The sequence below is a fragment of the Kurthia sp. 11kri321 genome (assembly GCF_001534765.1).
Classification (GTDB): Bacteria; Bacillota; Bacilli; order Bacillales_A; family Planococcaceae; genus Kurthia; species Kurthia gibsonii.
Window position 1 is genome coordinate 1,405,441 of the sequence record NZ_CP013217.1, and the last position, 17,282, is coordinate 1,422,722.

The 17,282-nt window shown below is 37.7% G+C and carries 21 protein-coding genes and 1 other annotated feature; of the genes, 10 read left to right on the plus strand and 11 right to left on the minus strand.

Annotated elements, in window-relative coordinates; genetic code table 11:
• Positions 1-4 precede the first annotated feature (4 nt).
• The 7 genes from ASO14_RS07240 (at position 5) to ASO14_RS07270 (ending at position 7,997) form a co-directional block, all read left to right on the plus strand.
• Entirely contained in the window at positions 5-886 is an 882-nt protein-coding gene (locus ASO14_RS07240; RefSeq protein ID WP_068453390.1) for an energy-coupling factor transporter transmembrane component T, read from the plus strand.
• Complete coding sequence (locus ASO14_RS07245) at positions 859-2,514, plus strand: ABC transporter ATP-binding protein (protein ID WP_068453392.1); 1,656 nt, start codon at positions 859-861, stop codon at positions 2,512-2,514. Before ASO14_RS07240 ends, ASO14_RS07245 begins: the two co-directional genes overlap by 28 nt.
• On the plus strand, positions 2,507-3,199 hold the full coding sequence (locus ASO14_RS07250; RefSeq protein ID WP_082701415.1) for an ECF transporter S component: 693 nt from the start codon (positions 2,507-2,509) through the stop codon (positions 3,197-3,199). Before ASO14_RS07245 ends, ASO14_RS07250 begins: the two co-directional genes overlap by 8 nt.
• Positions 3,200-3,313: 114 nt before the next feature.
• The gene (locus ASO14_RS07255; protein ID WP_068453394.1) at positions 3,314-4,930 is read left to right on the plus strand and encodes a S8 family serine peptidase; all 1,617 of its coding nucleotides are present in this window, start codon (positions 3,314-3,316) and stop codon (positions 4,928-4,930) included.
• Between the two features lie 38 nt (positions 4,931-4,968).
• Positions 4,969-5,715 carry a hypothetical protein gene (locus tag ASO14_RS07260; RefSeq protein WP_068453396.1) on the plus strand — a complete coding sequence of 249 codons (747 nt, stop codon included), beginning with the start codon at positions 4,969-4,971 and terminating at the stop codon, positions 5,713-5,715.
• Between the two features lie 36 nt (positions 5,716-5,751).
• Positions 5,752-5,958 (plus strand) — a binding site (T-box leader).
• 72 nt (positions 5,959-6,030) lie between these two features.
• Complete coding sequence (gene trpE, locus ASO14_RS07265; RefSeq protein WP_068453398.1) at positions 6,031-7,419, plus strand: anthranilate synthase component I; 1,389 nt, start codon at positions 6,031-6,033, stop codon at positions 7,417-7,419.
• Positions 7,416-7,997, plus strand: a complete 582-nt coding sequence (locus ASO14_RS07270) for an anthranilate synthase component II (protein WP_068453400.1) — start codon at positions 7,416-7,418, stop codon at positions 7,995-7,997. The genes trpE and ASO14_RS07270 overlap by 4 nt, the downstream gene beginning before the upstream one ends.
• A gap of 44 nt (positions 7,998-8,041) precedes the next feature.
• Here ASO14_RS07270 and ASO14_RS07275 read toward each other — a convergent pair whose 3' ends face one another.
• Positions 8,042-8,644, minus strand: a complete 603-nt coding sequence (locus tag ASO14_RS07275) for a tetratricopeptide repeat protein (RefSeq protein WP_068453402.1) — start codon at positions 8,642-8,644, stop codon at positions 8,042-8,044.
• Positions 8,645-8,936: 292 nt separating this feature from the next.
• Between ASO14_RS07275 and ASO14_RS07280 the strand changes: the two genes are divergently transcribed.
• Positions 8,937-9,938 carry a DUF4097 family beta strand repeat-containing protein gene (locus tag ASO14_RS07280; RefSeq protein ID WP_068453404.1) on the plus strand — a complete coding sequence of 334 codons (1,002 nt, stop codon included), beginning with the start codon at positions 8,937-8,939 and terminating at the stop codon, positions 9,936-9,938.
• 1 nt (position 9,939) lies between these two features.
• On the plus strand, positions 9,940-10,101 hold the full coding sequence (locus ASO14_RS15010) for a hypothetical protein (protein ID WP_156422351.1): 162 nt from the start codon (positions 9,940-9,942) through the stop codon (positions 10,099-10,101).
• A gap of 221 nt (positions 10,102-10,322) precedes the next feature.
• On the opposite strand, the gene ASO14_RS07285 is transcribed toward ASO14_RS15010, so the two are convergent.
• Genes ASO14_RS07285 through arsC form a run of 5 tightly spaced genes read right to left on the minus strand, consistent with a single transcriptional unit; the run spans position 10,323 to position 13,954 of the window.
• Positions 10,323-11,120 carry an arsenite methyltransferase gene (locus ASO14_RS07285; protein WP_068453406.1) on the minus strand — a complete coding sequence of 266 codons (798 nt, stop codon included), beginning with the start codon at positions 11,118-11,120 and terminating at the stop codon, positions 10,323-10,325.
• A 12-nt stretch (positions 11,121-11,132) separates the two neighbouring features.
• The gene (locus tag ASO14_RS07290; RefSeq protein ID WP_068453408.1) at positions 11,133-11,414 is read right to left on the minus strand and encodes a Fe-S cluster assembly protein HesB; all 282 of its coding nucleotides are present in this window, start codon (positions 11,412-11,414) and stop codon (positions 11,133-11,135) included.
• The gene (gene arsA / locus ASO14_RS07295; RefSeq protein ID WP_068453410.1) at positions 11,414-13,168 is read right to left on the minus strand and encodes an arsenical pump-driving ATPase; all 1,755 of its coding nucleotides are present in this window, start codon (positions 13,166-13,168) and stop codon (positions 11,414-11,416) included. Before arsA ends, ASO14_RS07290 begins: the two co-directional genes overlap by 1 nt.
• Positions 13,165-13,533 carry an arsenite efflux transporter metallochaperone ArsD gene (gene arsD, locus ASO14_RS07300; protein ID WP_068453412.1) on the minus strand — a complete coding sequence of 123 codons (369 nt, stop codon included), beginning with the start codon at positions 13,531-13,533 and terminating at the stop codon, positions 13,165-13,167. Before arsD ends, arsA begins: the two co-directional genes overlap by 4 nt.
• Positions 13,511-13,954 carry an arsenate reductase (thioredoxin) gene (arsC, locus tag ASO14_RS07305; protein ID WP_068453414.1) on the minus strand — a complete coding sequence of 148 codons (444 nt, stop codon included), beginning with the start codon at positions 13,952-13,954 and terminating at the stop codon, positions 13,511-13,513. The genes arsD and arsC overlap by 23 nt, the downstream gene beginning before the upstream one ends.
• A gap of 119 nt (positions 13,955-14,073) precedes the next feature.
• Between arsC and ASO14_RS07310 the strand changes: the two genes are divergently transcribed.
• Entirely contained in the window at positions 14,074-14,454 is a 381-nt protein-coding gene (locus ASO14_RS07310) for a hypothetical protein (RefSeq protein WP_068453416.1), read from the plus strand.
• Between the two features lie 57 nt (positions 14,455-14,511).
• On the opposite strand, the gene ASO14_RS07315 is transcribed toward ASO14_RS07310, so the two are convergent.
• The 5 genes from ASO14_RS07315 to ASO14_RS07335 all read right to left on the minus strand — a co-directional run bounded on the left by ASO14_RS07315 (position 14,512) and on the right by ASO14_RS07335 (position 17,281).
• Positions 14,512-15,015: a GNAT family N-acetyltransferase gene (locus ASO14_RS07315; RefSeq protein ID WP_068453418.1), complete on the minus strand. Its 504-nt coding sequence runs from the start codon at positions 15,013-15,015 to the stop codon at positions 14,512-14,514.
• Between the two features lie 16 nt (positions 15,016-15,031).
• Positions 15,032-15,613: a GNAT family N-acetyltransferase gene (locus tag ASO14_RS07320; RefSeq protein ID WP_068453420.1), complete on the minus strand. Its 582-nt coding sequence runs from the start codon at positions 15,611-15,613 to the stop codon at positions 15,032-15,034.
• A gap of 90 nt (positions 15,614-15,703) precedes the next feature.
• Entirely contained in the window at positions 15,704-16,162 is a 459-nt protein-coding gene (locus ASO14_RS07325) for a hypothetical protein (protein ID WP_068453423.1), read from the minus strand.
• Positions 16,163-16,219: 57 nt separating this feature from the next.
• The gene (locus ASO14_RS07330) at positions 16,220-16,534 is read right to left on the minus strand and encodes a hypothetical protein (protein ID WP_068453425.1); all 315 of its coding nucleotides are present in this window, start codon (positions 16,532-16,534) and stop codon (positions 16,220-16,222) included.
• Between the two features lie 66 nt (positions 16,535-16,600).
• Complete coding sequence (locus ASO14_RS07335; RefSeq protein WP_082701416.1) at positions 16,601-17,281, minus strand: response regulator; 681 nt, start codon at positions 17,279-17,281, stop codon at positions 16,601-16,603.
• Position 17,282: the final 1 nt, after the last annotated feature.

A 17,282-nucleotide genomic window follows, 5' to 3' on the forward strand; every position in this document is an offset into this window, starting at 1 on the left:
TTAGATGAAATCACTTCATGATTTTCACCCGCTCGTTATTTTCAGTTACTTTTTCGCTGTTATTGGTTTAACGATGTTTTACATGCATCCTATTCTTCTGATGATTAGTTTTACGGGTGCAACTGTCACAAGCTTTCTTTTATTAAAGAAAAGTTTTTTGAAATCGATTAAATGGCTGCTTCCATTCATGTTGGTAGCAGCTATTTTAAACCCTTTACTCATTCATGAAGGCGAAACAGCGATTCTCTATATCAACGAACAACCGATTACAGTCGAAGCTATTGTTTATGGATTTGCTGCTTCTGTCATGTTAATCGCCATTATCTTTTGGTTTAGTGCATTTAATGCGGTCATGACATCTGATAAATTTTTATATTTATTTACGAAAGTATCCCCTGCTGTGGCATTACTGATCTCATTAACGATGCGCCTTGTACCTCTATTCGGTCATCAAATTAAGAAGATTATGTATGCGCAACGTGCGATTGGCATGGACCCTAGTTCAGGTTCGGTTTGGCATCGTATTAAAGCTGGAACTCGTATTTTATCCATCCTTATCTCTTGGGCTTTAGAAAATGCAATTGAAACAGCCGATTCGATGAAAGCACGCGGCTACGGATTAAAGGGGCGCTCAACTTTTTCATTATTTCGCTTTGATCGATTAGATGGATTTGCACTCAGCGGTATTTTCATTTTATTTATCATTCAACTGCTATGTAGCTATTTCGGTTGGAATGAATTCTACTACTATCCAACGTTCTCACCAATCGTCTGGGATGGTCCGATGATTTTCATGACCATTAGTTATGGTATACTCGTGTCACTACCTATTTTTATTGAAGTACTGGAGGCATTCAAATGGCGCTCATTGAAATCAATCAATTAACGTTTAGTTACCCACTTGCAACAAAACCAACTTTAAAAGACATCTCTCTTGAAATTGAAGCAGGTGAATTCGTCGTATTATGCGGAACATCAGGATGTGGTAAGAGTACATTATTAAAGCATTTAAAACGTGAATTAACGCCACATGGTCAAATGTCTGGAACGATTCATTTCAATGGTGTCGCTTTACAAGACTTGCCTCAGCGTGAAGCAGCCAGTCAAATCGGTTATGTACTTCAAAAACCTGAACTACAAATTGTAACGGATAAAGTATGGCATGAATTGAGCTTTGGTCTTGAAAATCTGGGTTACGATTCTATGACAATCCGTCGTCGCGTTGCTGAAATGGCAAGCTTCTTCGGTATTCAAACATGGTTCCGAAAAAATACAACAGACTTATCAGGTGGTCAAAAACAGCTGCTCAATTTAGCGAGTATTATGGTGATGCAACCACAACTACTGATTCTAGATGAACCTACATCACAACTCGACCCGATTGCAGCGAGTGAATTTATCGCAACACTTCAAAAGCTCAATAAAGAACTCGGTTTAACGATTGTGCTGGTTGAACACCGATTAGAGGAAGTATATCCGATTGCAGATCGTGTCATTATTTTAGATGCAGGTGAAATTATCGCAAATGATACACCGATTAAAGCGGCTACACGTTTACGTCATGTTGATGCACATCATCCAATGTTGCTTGGTTTGCCAACACCGCTTCGTGTACATCATGCACTCAAGCAATCAGATGAAACACCTTTAACGATTCGTGACGGACGCACATGGCTTGAAAAGCACTATGAAGCAGATCATAAGCAAATTCAAGAAGCAGAGCCTTCTGGTGAAGTCGTACTAGATGTACAAGATGTATGGTTTCGCTATGACCGTCATGCAGAAGATTTAATTCGAGGGTTGAATTTCCAGCTCCATCAAGGTGAATTTCTAAGTATTGTCGGTGGAAACGGGACGGGTAAATCCACAACACTCGGCTTAATAACGGGGCTATTAAAGCCACATCGCGGAAAAGTAACAATCTTTAATAAGCCACTTAAAAAATATGCAAAAAAAGATTTATATCAAGGTATGATTTCGATGCTACCGCAAGATCCGACAACATTGCTTGTCGAAAAAGAAGTGCAACTTGAACTTGCCATGATGTCAAAAGATCAAACAGCTATTGATCGCGTAATTGACTTACTTCAAATTCGCCATCTACTGGCTCAACATCCATATGATTTAAGCGGTGGTGAGCAGCAAAAAGTCGCACTTGGAAAAGTACTACTTAAAAACCCAAAAATCTTAGTACTGGATGAGCCAACGAAAGGGCTAGACGGTGAATCTAAACAAGTATTAGCTCGTATTCTACATGATTTACAAAGACAAGGTACATCAATTTTAATGGTGACGCATGATGTCGAATTCTCGGCTGAACATGCAACGTCTTGTGCGATGTTCTTTGACGGTGAAATCGTCGCAAAAGGAACACCAGCTGCCTTTTACAGTGGTAATCACTTCTATACGACTGCGACGAATCGTATGTGTCGTCAATTATTTGAAGATGTTATAACGACAGAGCAGTTAATTGCACGTTGTCAATCTCAACAAGAGGTGATGACACATGTCTAAAAAGGTGATTTCACTCATTATCTTTTTTGTGATTATTCCTATTGGGATTTTAATTGGAGCTACTTTATTAGAAGATGGAAAATACAATTTAATCTCCATGTTTGTCATGGTATTTTCTTGTATTCCTTTCTTTTTATCATTTGAAAGACGAAAACCCGATGCGAGAGAAGTATTAATTATCGCAGTGATGTCGGCAATTACGGTGGCAGGACGTGCAGCATTCGCCTTTATTCCTGCTTTTAAACCGATGACAGCGCTTGTGGCGATTACCGGTTTTAAACTCGGTCCAGAGGCAGGTTTTTTAACGGGTGCTGTATCTGCTGTTACGTCGAATATCTTATTCGGTCAAGGTCCCTGGACACCTTTTCAAATGTTCACGCTCGGTATTCTCGGCTACATTGCTGGATTACTCGGCAAAACGAACTGGATGGAATCAAAAATCTCATTACTATTTTACGGGATTTTCTCAGGTATCATGTATTCGATGCTCATGGATATTTGGACGGTTTTATCGCTTGGTAACGGCTTTAGTTGGATTGTCTACGGTTCTAAAATCATCACAGCAATTCCATTCACTATTACGTATATGATTTCGAATGTCATTTTCCTGTGGTTACTTACAAAACCGATTGGTGACAAGCTAGAACGGTTAAAAATTAAATACGGGGTCATGCAGACGACCTAAATTAAAAGAGTAGCGTAGTAATCGCTGCTCTTTTTCAATTTTCAGGACAACTATTGAATACAGGACTTCATTTTTCATATAATGGAGTAACAACACTTTAAAGGAGGGTTTGGTATGAAAAGGTTATTATTGGCGGCAAGTTGTTGTCTAGGTCTCATTGCAACATCTTCCATAAGTGCTTCCGCAGAAGAAGTCATCATCTCTACACCACATCAAGACGTAGTTGATATGAAGAAACAGTTACCGAAAAATGCTGAGATATTGCCAGATTTACAACTCATCTTAACGGACCTTACAGTAGCTGAACAGCGTACTTTTCACCAAGCTTTCCCAGATAGTACGATTGAAAAAAATACAGCTGTCACATTATTAAATGAACCGACGAAACCAACGTGGAATTTATCACTTCTACGTATTCCTGTCACACCTGCATCACTTTATACAGGGAAAAATGTGAAAGTAGCTGTTATTGATACCGGTGTAGCGGCAATACCAAGTTTGCAACACGCCATTAAGCAACAACTCGTATTTGCACCAGACGATCCGAATACAACTGTGAATGAAGCAGATTCGATTGACCGCGGTCATAACGGTTTAGGACATGGCACACTCGTTACGTCGATTATTGCTGCTAAGCCGCATCTACTTAATGGATTTTCGCAAGGGATTGCACCCGATGTTCAAATATATGCTTTAAAATATGCAGATGGCACAAAAAGAGGCTCTGCTTTTGATATTGTACGTGCGATTCAGTGGTCAATTGATCATCAAATCGATTTCATTAACTTATCTTCTGGCCTGCCTAATGATTTAACAGCACTTCACCAAGTCATTCAAAAGGCAAATAAGGCAGATATCTTAATGATCGCTTCTACTGGAAATGATGGTTACTATGAAAAGGTTCGTTATCCAGCAAGTTATAAAGAAGTGGTCAGTGTTGGGGCGATTAATCGTTATCAAGATATTAGTAGTTTTTCAAATCATCAAGGACGGGTTGATTTTTTAGCACCTGGTGAAGATGTGCCAGCGATTAACCGTTCTGGTACAGTGAGTTATGTAACGGGTACGTCGTTTGCAGCACCGCATATTACAGGATTACTTGCTTTATTAAAAGAACGTTATCCGTACAGTTCAAATACGCAACTTGTTCAAAAGTTAAAACAGATGCAAAAAGAGAAGCCCTATCCGATTTTAGCGATAAAAGCACCTGTACCACTAGATAGAAAGCCCGTCATCTCAACAAGAAAAGTGACGGATCATGAAGCTTCTTTTTCACTAACAAATCGTAAAAAAGAAGACGTTATCGTATTACAAAATGAACGCGTGATTCAGCGCAGTAAAGCTAATAAATTAACCTTAAAAAACCTTCCTGCAAATAAAAAGCTAACTTTTTCATTCCGTTTTGTAAATGCTGACGGAGATTTTTCGGAAACTGTCACGACAACAATTCGAACAAAAAAAGATACCACAAAACCACAAGCTCCAAAACAGCTAACGGCTGATTTACTACCAACAGGGCAAGTGAAATTAACGTGGAAGCAGTCGCGTAGTAAGGATTTTTTAAAAAATATTCTTTATATGAACGGAAAACGCATCAAAGAAACACGTGAATCGCAGGTTATTATACCGAAAATTAAAAAGAAAAAAGTCTATGTATTTGAAGTGAAGGCAGTCGATCAGGCTGGAAATGTCTCTAAATCGACTACTGTCAGAGTCATACGTTATCGTTAAAACATGGTAAACTAAAAGAAAAAGGAGGTTTCTAAACTGTGAAAGAGAAAACATTTCAAGATGCAGTAGGGTTTAGTGTAAAAGATACGATTGCATTATTCTGGCTACATGAAACCTCAACACAACCATTCTATGCAGCAGAGTTATATGAACAGTTCGTCGATCAGTTCCCAGGTCGCAAAGTAGGTTATGAATATGTGGCACGTGTTGCAAAGCAATTAGAAGGCGAAGGCGCTCTTTCTTCGTTCACCAAAGGTAGAAAGGTGTACTATGAAGCGACGACACTTGGAAAAGAGCGTCTTTTACGTTATCAGCAAATTTATTATGAACGATTCCATGAGATTGTTTTAATATTAGATCGCTTTTATTATGAATTGACGAAAAATGGAGAAAAGCCACCGAAGCCAGATCATCCATTACCGGAAGAATTTCGAGCTTATTTTTCAAAATTGATTTCGGTGAAAGATATTGTGCGCTATGTTACCTTTAAACTTGCGCAAACGAGAAGCAGTTTTTCAATGGCAGATGTTGCAAAGCAGATTGAAGACCTTTTCGGTTGGGGTCCTTCTAATAGCTATCTTTATACCGTTTCGTGGGAATTAGAAGAAAAAGGCTATTTAATCGGTTCATGGCCAGATGAAAAAAGAACCCGACGTGTCTTGCGCGGTACGGATGAGTCGAATGAATTTTTTGAAGTTATTGCACGTGATTTAACAAATCAAATTCGAACGAATCGCCGTTTTTTACATTACATGCTACAGTTTTTCCAAAAAAAGAAAGAATAATAAATTGAATTATATGACGATTCGTCATATAATGAGTGCAACACGTTGAGAAGGAGTAGTACATTCAATGTTACTTTTCAAGAGAGCTAACGGTTGGTGGAAGTTAGTAAAGTGCATGAATCGAATGGACCTTTGAGTGGTGCCTTGAACATGAAAGTAGAGACATCCGGCGGCAACCGTTACTTGCGAGAGGTGACATAGGTCACAACTGAGGTGGTACCGCGGATTGATTTCGTCCTCCATGAAGATTTTTTCTTCGTGGGGGACTTTTTATATGTTGAGGAAAAATGAGCTGAGTTGAGAGGAGTTTTTCACATGACAGAACAGACCGTATTACACAAGCAGTTAGAGTTAGAAGCAGATATGCTGACACCTATTTCGATTTATCACGCATTAGAGGGGAAGCAAAAAATTCTATTTGAATCTTCTGCAAAACATGAAGAGAGTGGTCGTTACTCTTTTATTGCTGCTTCACCTGTTGCAACACTAGTTGCGAAAAATCAGATTCTTACGTATAAAAAGGGCGATAAATGTATTGAATTGAATTCACTGCACCCTTTTGAAGAATTAAAAAAATTTCTTCCCTATGTAAAAGGGGACTATCCGTTTTCTTTTTATGGTGGAGCGATTGGCTACATCGGGTATGAAACTGCTTTTTATCATGAACAGATTGGTGATGTATTAGTTGATCCAATCGATATGCCCGATATGCATTTACTCTTTTTTGATACATTTGTCGTGATGGATCATGTTAAGCAGACATTAACGATTGCGACCATTGATTTATTTCAAGAAGGTTTAACAGAAGCGATTTTAGATGAACGAATTGAACGAATCCAAAAGCAATTAACGAAACCACTTCAACCTTTTTTAGAACAAGTGGATGCGCTTCAATTTATACCGAGTATGACACAAGATGCTTATTGCCAGATGGTAGAGGAAGGGAAACGTCATATTGAAGCAGGAGATATTTTTCAAATTGTACTATCTCAGCGTTTTTCAGCACAGTATGATGGGAACCCGATGGCACTTTATCGTCAACTGCGTACAGCGAATCCATCTCCGTATATGTATTATATTGACTTTGATGGTTATACAGTGCTTGGAACGTCTCCAGAAAGCCTTGTAAAGGTTTCAAAGCGTCAGGTGACGACAAACCCAATCGCTGGCACAAGACCGCGTGGAAAGGATGCTAAGCAGGATGATGTCATTGCAGAAGGTCTACTTCAAGATGAGAAAGAATTAGCTGAACATCGTATGCTCGTTGATTTAGGTCGTAATGATGTAGGGAGACTATGTGAGATTGGTTCTGTCAGTGTGCCAAAGTACATGGTAATTGAGCGTTATAAATATGTCATGCACCTTGTATCAGAAGTGACAGGAACCTTAAGACCAGCTATTCATCCACTAGATGTTGTGGCGAGCTGTTTACCAGCTGGTACGGTATCAGGTGCACCGAAAATTCGCGCCATGCAACTGATTAATGATTTCGAACATGTAAAAAGAGGCGTGTATGCAGGAGCGATTGGTTATCTTTCGATTTCAGGTGATTTAGATTTAGCACTTGCCATTCGTACGATGGTCGTAAAAGACGGGAAAGCTCATGTTCAAGCTGGAGCAGGTGTTGTACATCATTCAAATCCAATCAGTGAATATGAGGAAACATTAAATAAGGCAAAAGCTTTATTGGAGGTGATCTCATGATTCTACTTATTGATAATTACGATTCATTCACATATAACTTATACCAACAAATCGCCTCACTCGGTACGGAAGTAGAAGTTGTACGAAATGATGCCATAACAATCGAAGGGATTCGAGCGCTTCAACCACAAGCAATTGTCCTTTCACCCGGTCCTGGTACACCAGATGAAGCAGGGATTTGCCTTGAGGTCGTTACACAACTTCACAAAGAGTTTCCCATACTCGGTATTTGCTTAGGGCATCAAACGATTGTGCAGGCTTTTGGTGGGGAAATTATACAAGCAAAAGAAATCATGCATGGACGTATGTCTCCACTCATGCATAAAAAGGAAGGACTATTAATTAACTGTTCTTTTGAAACCGAAGTGATGCGTTATCATTCATTAGTCGCAAATGGTGAAAACTTCCCGCATATATTACTTCATGTAGATGCGGTCACAGAGGACGGGGAGATTATGGCTTGTCACCACCGCTCATTACCGATTTACGGGCTTCAATTCCATCCAGAATCGTATCACACAGATGAAGGGAATCAGATGATTCAAGCTTTTTTAAATACAATTACACAAACCGTATAATAAAAAACAGGGCAAATGCTAGTAGTAGCAGCCCTGTTTTTTTATTATGGAAAATATAATTTACCTACATCTAAACTATTTAGCTCATTCCACTTAATCCAAGAAAAAGCAAGTTCTTTTCCAACAGGAATGTAGAAAGCTTTTGCTTCATTTGTCACTTCGTCTTCTGTACGATTGAATTGTTTCAGTGTTTCTTCATAAAGCGCATCGTCTTCTGTTAATTCTGCTGCGTAAATCTCTTTATAAGCGAGCATCTTTGGTTGTTTACGAATTGCTTCTTCATCAAAGTCTGCGACTGCATGCGCTAAGTGACGTAGTGTATTGGTATCATAATAAATAATGAAGCCACCTACTTTAGGGAGTGCTTCTTTCATTTCATCTGGCAGAGCAACTAACATTTTCTCTGTTTCTTCAGTTAAACCATAATACTCAATTTTCGCAATTTCGATATGTAAGGCTGAAAGATAAGCTGCGACTGCTAATTTCTGATCTTGCATAAGATATGCTACTTTACCAAAAGCGCGATATAGGCGGCTATTTGAGCTATCTAATTGGATTGCTTTGACGTATGTTTCTAATGCTTCCGCATATGCCCCTTGTTTTTTTAATGTTTCTGCTTGCTCTGTATATTTCTCAACAGTTGTCATGTGTACCATCTCCTTTTTATTAGTATATCGAATATACAACACATACGGCATATAGAACAAGTGTTCTTATTTTATAAAAAAGGCATATTTACTAAAAAAATATCATTGAAGTGTATTATAATCTATTTTTCATACTATTTTATTAAAATAAAGCATAAAAAAAGTGACTTCTTAACATCGTATGAAACCACTATATGACGCTATCTGTGAAAAACTTCCTTTTTTATGCTATATACTTTATAATGAAACATGATATTCCAAAATTTTCAAAAATAAATTTAAAGGAGCGCTTATGCAAAAATTCTTATTGATTATTGTAGGTTCACTGTTCTTATTTTCCATTTTTTATTTTGTTGCGAATAGCGTTAATCAGGAAGAAATTCATGATATTCAAAAAATTTCCATAGAAGATATTCAAAATCTTCATGTTTATTCCGATATTGCAGATATAGAAGTGGTACCGACGAGTGATTTAAAATTACGCGCGAAGTTAGAGGGTAAGATGAATAGTTCTTTAGCTAAAAAGCTAGCGTACACAGTAGAGAAGCAGGGCGATACTCTAAAAGTAGAAGTTACACATAAAGAGGCGCTTCGTTATGCTTTTTTCAATATCCTACATAGCAAACTGAAGCTAACGATTGCTGTTCCTGAAAAGGAATGGAAAGAACTCTATGTTGAAAACACAGCGAATCAAATGATTGTCGAAGGAATATACGGAAATCATCTACAATTCAAACAGACATCAGGCAATATGAAAGTGCAAGATTTACAGGCACAAAATGTAGAGGTTTCTACAACCTCAGGTGTTATACAAGCACAAAATATCATTTCAGATCAACAGTCTGTTCGCCTTACATCAGGGGATGTATCACTCGAACAAATTGAAACGGATGATTTACGCATGAAGGCAACGTCTGGTACACAACGTCTCGTCGATGTTCAAGCGAAAAAAATGACAGCTGAATTAACATCTGGTGATATCCAAGTGAAGCAACTTTTAGGAGAAGAAGCTACATTAAAGCTAACATCGGGTACAGCTGATTTTACAATGGCTACACCTCTACAAAAGATGCTTATAAATGGAACGAGTAGTGATGTACGCATTCATTATACAGAACTTGTTCGCGACCTACGTTATACGCATGAAGAAACGTCAGGTGATGTCGTAGTTGATTTAACGAATGGTGAAAACTCAAAAGGTGCGTCAATCGTTGGAGCAGGTCAAAAACAATTAACAACAAAATTCACGTCAGGTACATTTTATGTAAGTGATACGAAAGATGGAGGGAAATAAGATGTTTGTATGGATTATCTTAATGAGTTGTATGCTATTAGTAAGCAGTATTTACTTCATTCGTATAAAAAGAAAACAACGCATGGTTAAACAACGGAATCACGCACAAATTGAAGCACGCTTTATGCAACGCAACCGATCAGCTAAAGGCGGAGCATACTAAATATAGCATTTATGCAGTTTGGACGAAGCAATTGTCTGAACTGTATTTTTTATTGGAAATAGAACAGAAGATTGCACGCTTTTTATTTCTTTTCTTTTTAGTTTACATAATATAAATTATAGGAAGTTTTGTATCATTAATAAGAATACTTATAATATTGAGATATTTGAAAAAAAACAATATGGTTGAATGAATTTTTCAACCATATTCCTTCGTTTGATTTATTTACGTGCTTGAATCAATGCCGATACAATATAATTTTCTAAATCATAATTCGGTTCCCAGTCACGTATGAATTCCTTCGATTCATCTTTTGGTTCAATTTGAATGTCTTTGAAGCCTGCATTTCGTAGCAATTCTTCATATGTCTCAATCGATATGGCTCCTGATATGCATCCTGAATATAATTGTAAATCTTCATGGTAACTTTCTGGTAATTCAGCTGTTAAAATCACATCTGAAATGGCTAAATAACCACCTGGTTTCAATACACGATAGGCCTCTTTAAATACTTGTTCTTTCTCTGGTGATAAATTAATAACACAATTTGAAATAATATGATCTGCTGTTTCATTGGCAATCGGTAAATGCTCAATTTCACCTAAACGAAACTCAACATGTGCTAAATTTGCTTTTTGAGCTTGTGCGCGAGCTTTTGCGATCATTTCATGTGTCATATCGACACCGATGACATGACCTGTCTCCCCTACCTTTTTAGCAGCTAAGAAGCAATCAAAACCACCGCCTGAACCCAAGTCGACAACGGTTTCGCCTTCTTTAAATTGCGCAATAGCATGTGGATTTCCACAACTTAATCCCATATTTGCTTCTTTTGGAATTTGATTTAATTCCTCGATAGAATAACCCATTTTTTGAGCTAACTCTTCCGGTGATTGCTGCAAGTTTTCTTCTGGATTACAGCAACTTACTGTATTCGTTGTACAGCAGTCATTATTTTGAGTCGCTACTTTTGCGTAATTCAAGCGAACTGCTGTACGAAGTTCATCTGATTTTTTCATTTCTTTTCCTCCTTAACAAGACGTCGGACTATAACCTTGTAATACAAGCCCCATCTGTCCATCTTCTTCCTCTGCATGAATTGTCACATCTTTTAATATAGGAATCACTTGATCTTGTATAGCAATCTCTAAACCATCTACAAGTTGAACCGTATCTTGCATAGTTGGTTCGGCAATTTCCACTTGAACATTTACACCACAACAACCTTCTGTACCATAAAAACGAAGCAATTTAGGCGCTTGTCCTTCCATAACTTGCATTAGATAATTTTTTCCTTCTATTGTTAAATTCATTATTTAACCTCTCCTTCTAGTTTCTTTAAACCTGTTTGACCGATAGGCTCCTCCATCAACCAAGGAACAACCACCATTCGTTTACTTTCTTTTTGAACTGCTTCAAGCCATTGCTGCTCCATTTGCTGTTTTTCTTTAAAAATAGGGCTTTCTGTAGCCACTGCAGTAAAGCATTGATTCATAACCCAATAATCAACTGATAATCCAGCGCGTTCTAAATCAGTTTGTAGACGTGCTGCTTCAAGTACAGGTGTTGCTTCAGGCAAACTTACAATTAACACACGCGTATAGTCTGAATCACGTAGTTTTGGTAACAATTCAGAAACAGTAGGTGGAATCTCTCCTTGGGTACGATTCACTTCTTGATGATACGCTTCAGTCGCATCTAAAAGTAATAATGTATGACCTGTAGGCGCTGTATCAATAATGATTGTTTCATGCTCATGTGCTTTCACAACTTCAGCAAATGCACGAAATACAGCAATTTCTTCTGTACAAGGAGATGCTAAATCTTCTTTCACAAGTGCTAAACCATCTTCTGTCATAGTTTCTTCAGCTTTTTCCAAAACAGCTGCTTCATATTTCGCCAACTCTGATTTTGGATCAATTCGACTCATTGTTAGATTAGGAAGTGTTTCATCTAGTGTCCAAGAAAGATGTGCTGCTGGATCTGTAGTTGTTAAATGAACCGATTGCCCTTCTTCTGCAAGACGCATAGCAATATAAGAAGCAACGGTTGTTTTACCAACACCACCCTTACCCATTGTAAAAATAATATGTGGCTTTTCTCTCGTATACGTTTGAACCAATTCTTCTAAGTTTATATACGCATCAAACGATGAAGTTTCTGTATGAGCAAATGGAATTGACTCATCACGTAACCAACACTCTAAATTCGCTTGAGATGACAACGTATATGGTACATATGGAAGTGTGTATGTTTTTAAATGACGTAGAGCATGCGGCATATGCTGAAGGGCTGCTCGTTGACGATTTGCGAAAGCATGTTCCATCACATCATCACTCACTTCTTCAAAATAGCCATTGATGATTAATTGCTGATGCTGCATACCTAACGCATCTAATTCTTGAGATGCACGTGCAGCTTCTTTTAAAGGATTCCCATCTGGACGAGTTACAAGCCATAACGTCGTTTGATTTTTATCCATTAAACGCTCTACAGCTAAACGATACATGTCTCTATGTTCATTCAAACCCTTTAAAGGACCTAGACAAGAAGTGCCTGTCGTATTTTCATCTAAAAAATGTGTCCAAGCCGATGGTAATTGCAGTAAACGTAGTGTGTGCCCTGTCGGTGCTGTATCAAAAATAATATGATCGAAATCTTGAAGTAAGGTTTGATCCGTCAATAATTGAGCAAACTCATTAAATGCAGCAATCTCAACTGTACAAGCACCTGATAATTGTTCCTCCATATTTTGAATTAAAACAGGTGGGAGCTTTCCGCGATATGGTTGAATCATTTGTTCTTTATAATGAGCTGCTGCCTCTTCTGGATTAATATTTAACGCATAGAGTGTATCTGAAATATGGGTCGGCTCTCCATAAATCGTTTGTTGAAACACATCTTGCAGATTAGAAGCTGGGTCGGTACTAATTAACAGCACTTTTTTCCCTTCACGCGCCATTGAAATAGCTAATGCACATGAAACAGATGTTTTACCGACGCCACCTTTACCTGTTAAAAAGACGAAAGGGGTTGTAGGAAAATCAGCTTTTGTTAAACGTTTCACTTTGAAACATCTCCCTTAATGTTTAGACGAATTTTTGGTTTTTTCGCTAATTCTTCAGTAGGTATTCCCGTCCATTCAGAAAATTCCTCCGTAGTAGGATAGCGCCCTTTCACTGCTAGTAAACCATCTACAAGCGTAATAGGTAAACAATCCATACCTTCTTCCATAACCAATTGATTCACTTGTTGATTTTCAACAAAAACATCTGGATGATTCGTTACATTAAAGCGCTCTGCTGTAATTGTTGGTTGATTTTGTACATGATGCATAATAAATGAAATTCGCAGTAAATCTGTGTCAATCGATGGTCCACATAGACCTGTTGGACAACACATTGCTGGTTCATACATTTGAATGGCTTTCATAATCATCTAGCTCCTTTTCAACAAAATCTTGAATTCTTTTTTGGATTGCATCGCGAACTTCTTGAAAAACAGCCCACTTTTCTTCTTCTGTTCCTGTCGCTTTTGCAGGGTCTGTAAAACCCCAATGTTCACGTTTTACATGAGGTGGCGTTACAGGACATTTATCTGCTGCATCACCGCATAACGTTACAACTAATGTTGCCTGATTAAGAATTTGTGGGTCAATCACATCTGAAGTTTGCGTTGTAATATCGATTTGTACCTCTTGCATGGCTTTTACAGCTTTCGGATTCAAACCATGCGCTTCAATTCCTGCGCTTTTTACAGTCCAATCAGTTGGTAGCAACTTCTTCGCAAAACCTTCTGCTATTTGACTTCGACATGAATTACCTGTACATAAAAAATAAAGAATTTTGTTCATTTTTTAAATCACCTCAAAATATAATAACTTACTTATATAATCATATTCTTATATGAAAAAGATGTCAATTTCTTTTCAACTATCTATGATATAATATTTTTTGGAAAGGATTGACATACATGAAAAAGAAATTACTTATTGGGATTTTAACAATCAGCATTGCTCTCAACCTCTTCCTACTTGGAAAATGGTACTTTTTTGAACGAGGCTATGAAGAAACAGAGAAAGAATATAAAATCTTAGGTGAAATGGTCGTTAAGACGATGGAAAGTGATGATTACAAGAAAATTGCAGAAAAAGAACAAATTTTATCCATTAACTATGGCGTAGATCGCTATAAAGGTGGCGTTTTCCCTTACTACATGTCTGTTTTTGTGAAAACAAAAGACAACAATTATATGTTTGATTGTGCAGATAAGACTTGTGAAAAGGTAGAGATAAGCGGAGAAAGCTATTCCATTTATCAAGATGAGCCTCTAGCGTTACCACTTAAAAAATAAACAGAAAAAAACCAAAACTGTGCCGAAGCGCGATTTTGGTTTTTTCTTATGATTACATTATTTACTTACTTTTTTACCTAGAATAACGAGGTCTCTTTTCATACCGTCTAGTTCAGCAACTTCCGGTAAGAACGCCCATTGTTCAAAACCGAAATGTTTAAATAGTTTCATACTCGGTTCATTTTGAACAAAAATAAAGCCGAGTATGGTTTGAATGGATAAAGAAGGCGCTGCATCTAAAACGAATTGAATCGCCTTTTTGCCTAAGCCATGTCCTCTGAAGTCCGCATCCAAATAAATGCTCACTTCTGCTGTCGCATCGTAGGCTTTTCGACCATAAAAATCTTGCAAGCTAATCCAGCCGCAAATATCGTTGTCTAATTCCATTACCCATAGTGGTCGGTGATCTGCGGTATGGGCATGAAACCAAGGAGTACGTTCTTCAACAGTGACTGCTTCTAAATCAGCCGTCACCATGCGCCCTTCAATCGTTGAATTATAAATCGCGACAACGCGCTCTAAATCATCTAATTTTGCTATACGGAATGTTAGTGTACTCATGCTGTCTCTTTCTCCTTTAAACTGTTTTATAACCAATCGCCTGCTCCAAATGCGCTTTTACCCGCGGCCAATCTTCACGTATAACCGAATAGACAACACTATTTCGAATATAACCATCTTTACAAATAATATGTTTACGCAGTACCCCTTCTTTTGTTGCTAAAAGCCCTTCAATAGCACGACAAGAGCGTGTATTTCGCTCATCTGCTACGATTTGAATCCGTTCAAGACCTTCTTTTTCAAAAGCATATTGAAATAATAGATACTTACAACGCTTATTCACCGAAGTGCCAAAATATGCGGGGGTTAGCCACGTGTAACCGAGTGTTGCAGCACGATTTTTAGTATCTATTTGATAAAAACGTGTTGAACCAATTACGCGATTCGACTGGCGATCTACAATTGCATAAGTTTGCTCCGTTTTCGATTTATGTAAGGCATCTTCAATATAAGCCTCTGCATCTTTTAATGATTGAATCGTATGTGCTGTATATGTCCAAATCTCCGCATGATTTCCTGCTTCAAATAAAGCTTCTGCATCTTCCATTACAAGTGGACGTAAATAAACAACATCATCTTCTAATTGACTAAATTCCATCCCATTCGCCTTCTTTCGTTTTTATTATTATAGCGTACCTTTTTCAAAATAAAAGAAAAAACTGTCTCCTTTTTGGAAACAGTCTGAAAATTATTGAAATAGACAAATTGAGATAGGTTTTTCTCGATGTTGCATTAAGAGTTGATATAGTTGTGCACGATGATGAATGAGGTGCATTAGAATTTCTAGTATCCATTCTTGTTGCGTATATGTAGCGCCCCAATAACTGGTTGATTCACGCTGCTTTTCACATTCTGACATACATTCAATATGTGCGTAAAGCTGCTTCATATGATAAATAAACATCTGTTTCATTTCACAAATCGTCTCCAAACGATTGCGCTGATAAAATGCATCCATTTCCTGATGACTCGCAGAACTTGCTAACATTAAATCTGCTTTTGGTAAGTAGGTCATATGATGACACAATTCGAAAACAGAACGAAGCCCCTTTGCTTCTGGTTCTTTCCATGTTTGCTCATTCACTTCATCAAATAGTTGCACAATTGTTTTTTCAATAAAATGTAACTGTTTTACTAAAGACTGCATTTTTTGAACCCCTTTGTTATGTAGGAGGGTGAAAGCCCCCTCAAATAAAGCTATTAATTAGTTTTTATTGGCACGATCACGAATCATTGCTTCACGTGACGGATAAATATAACCAGGTAACTTTTTACGAATTGTATGTGTAAACGCACGTTTTGATTCGTCTTTAGCAGCAGACGGTCTTTTTTGTTGTGTCTGTTTTTCAACAACTGGTTTTACAGACATCTTTTGCGTTTTTCGAACTGTACGATGCTCTACATAGTATTGATGAATCATCGCGTCCAATTGACGTTCTTCAAATTTAAGCGATGATATCACAAGTAGTAAAGGAATACCTATTAGTGCAATAATAGAGAGAATTAGTAATATTAGCAAGTTTTTTCACACCCTCCGACTAAATATTCTAATCCATATATTCCCTATTAATTTTAGTTAAAACCTTTATTTTTGTACGAGACGGTATTGATTCACTGGTCGTCCTACCCCGCCATATTGAATATCAATGACAACTTGACGCTGCTTCTCTAAATAATCTAAATAACGTCTTGCAGTTACACGTGCTAAACCAACCCCCTGCGCCACTTCAATAGCTGTAACAGCACCTTTTTGCTCCCCAATAAATTGAATAATCTTTTGTAAAGTTGCACCATTTAATCCCTTTGGTAAAGCATCATGGTAATGGTCGGTCTCTCTTGTTGGATGCAGTAATTGATCCAGTTCATCCTGATTGAGTGTTTCCTTCTTCGTAATATACGCTTTATACGCTAAATATTGCTGAATGGTCTGCTTCATACGATCAAACGTAAAAGGCTTCATAATATAATCATAAACACCTAATTGCAGCATTTTTTCAATTGTTTTCATATCATTCGCTGCAGTTACAGCAATAACATCGACAGGTAACCCTTGATCTCGAATTTGTTGCAATGTTTTAATGCCATCTTGTTCTGGCATGAAAATATCCATAAGTGCTACATCTGGCGCTAATGTTTTCAGCTGCTCTACCCCTTCAATTCCATCTTTCGCCACTCCTACAATACGAATGCCTTCGATTTGCTCTAAAAATTGGCGATTGACTTGACGTACCATTGGATCGTCTTCAATTAATACAACATCTATCACG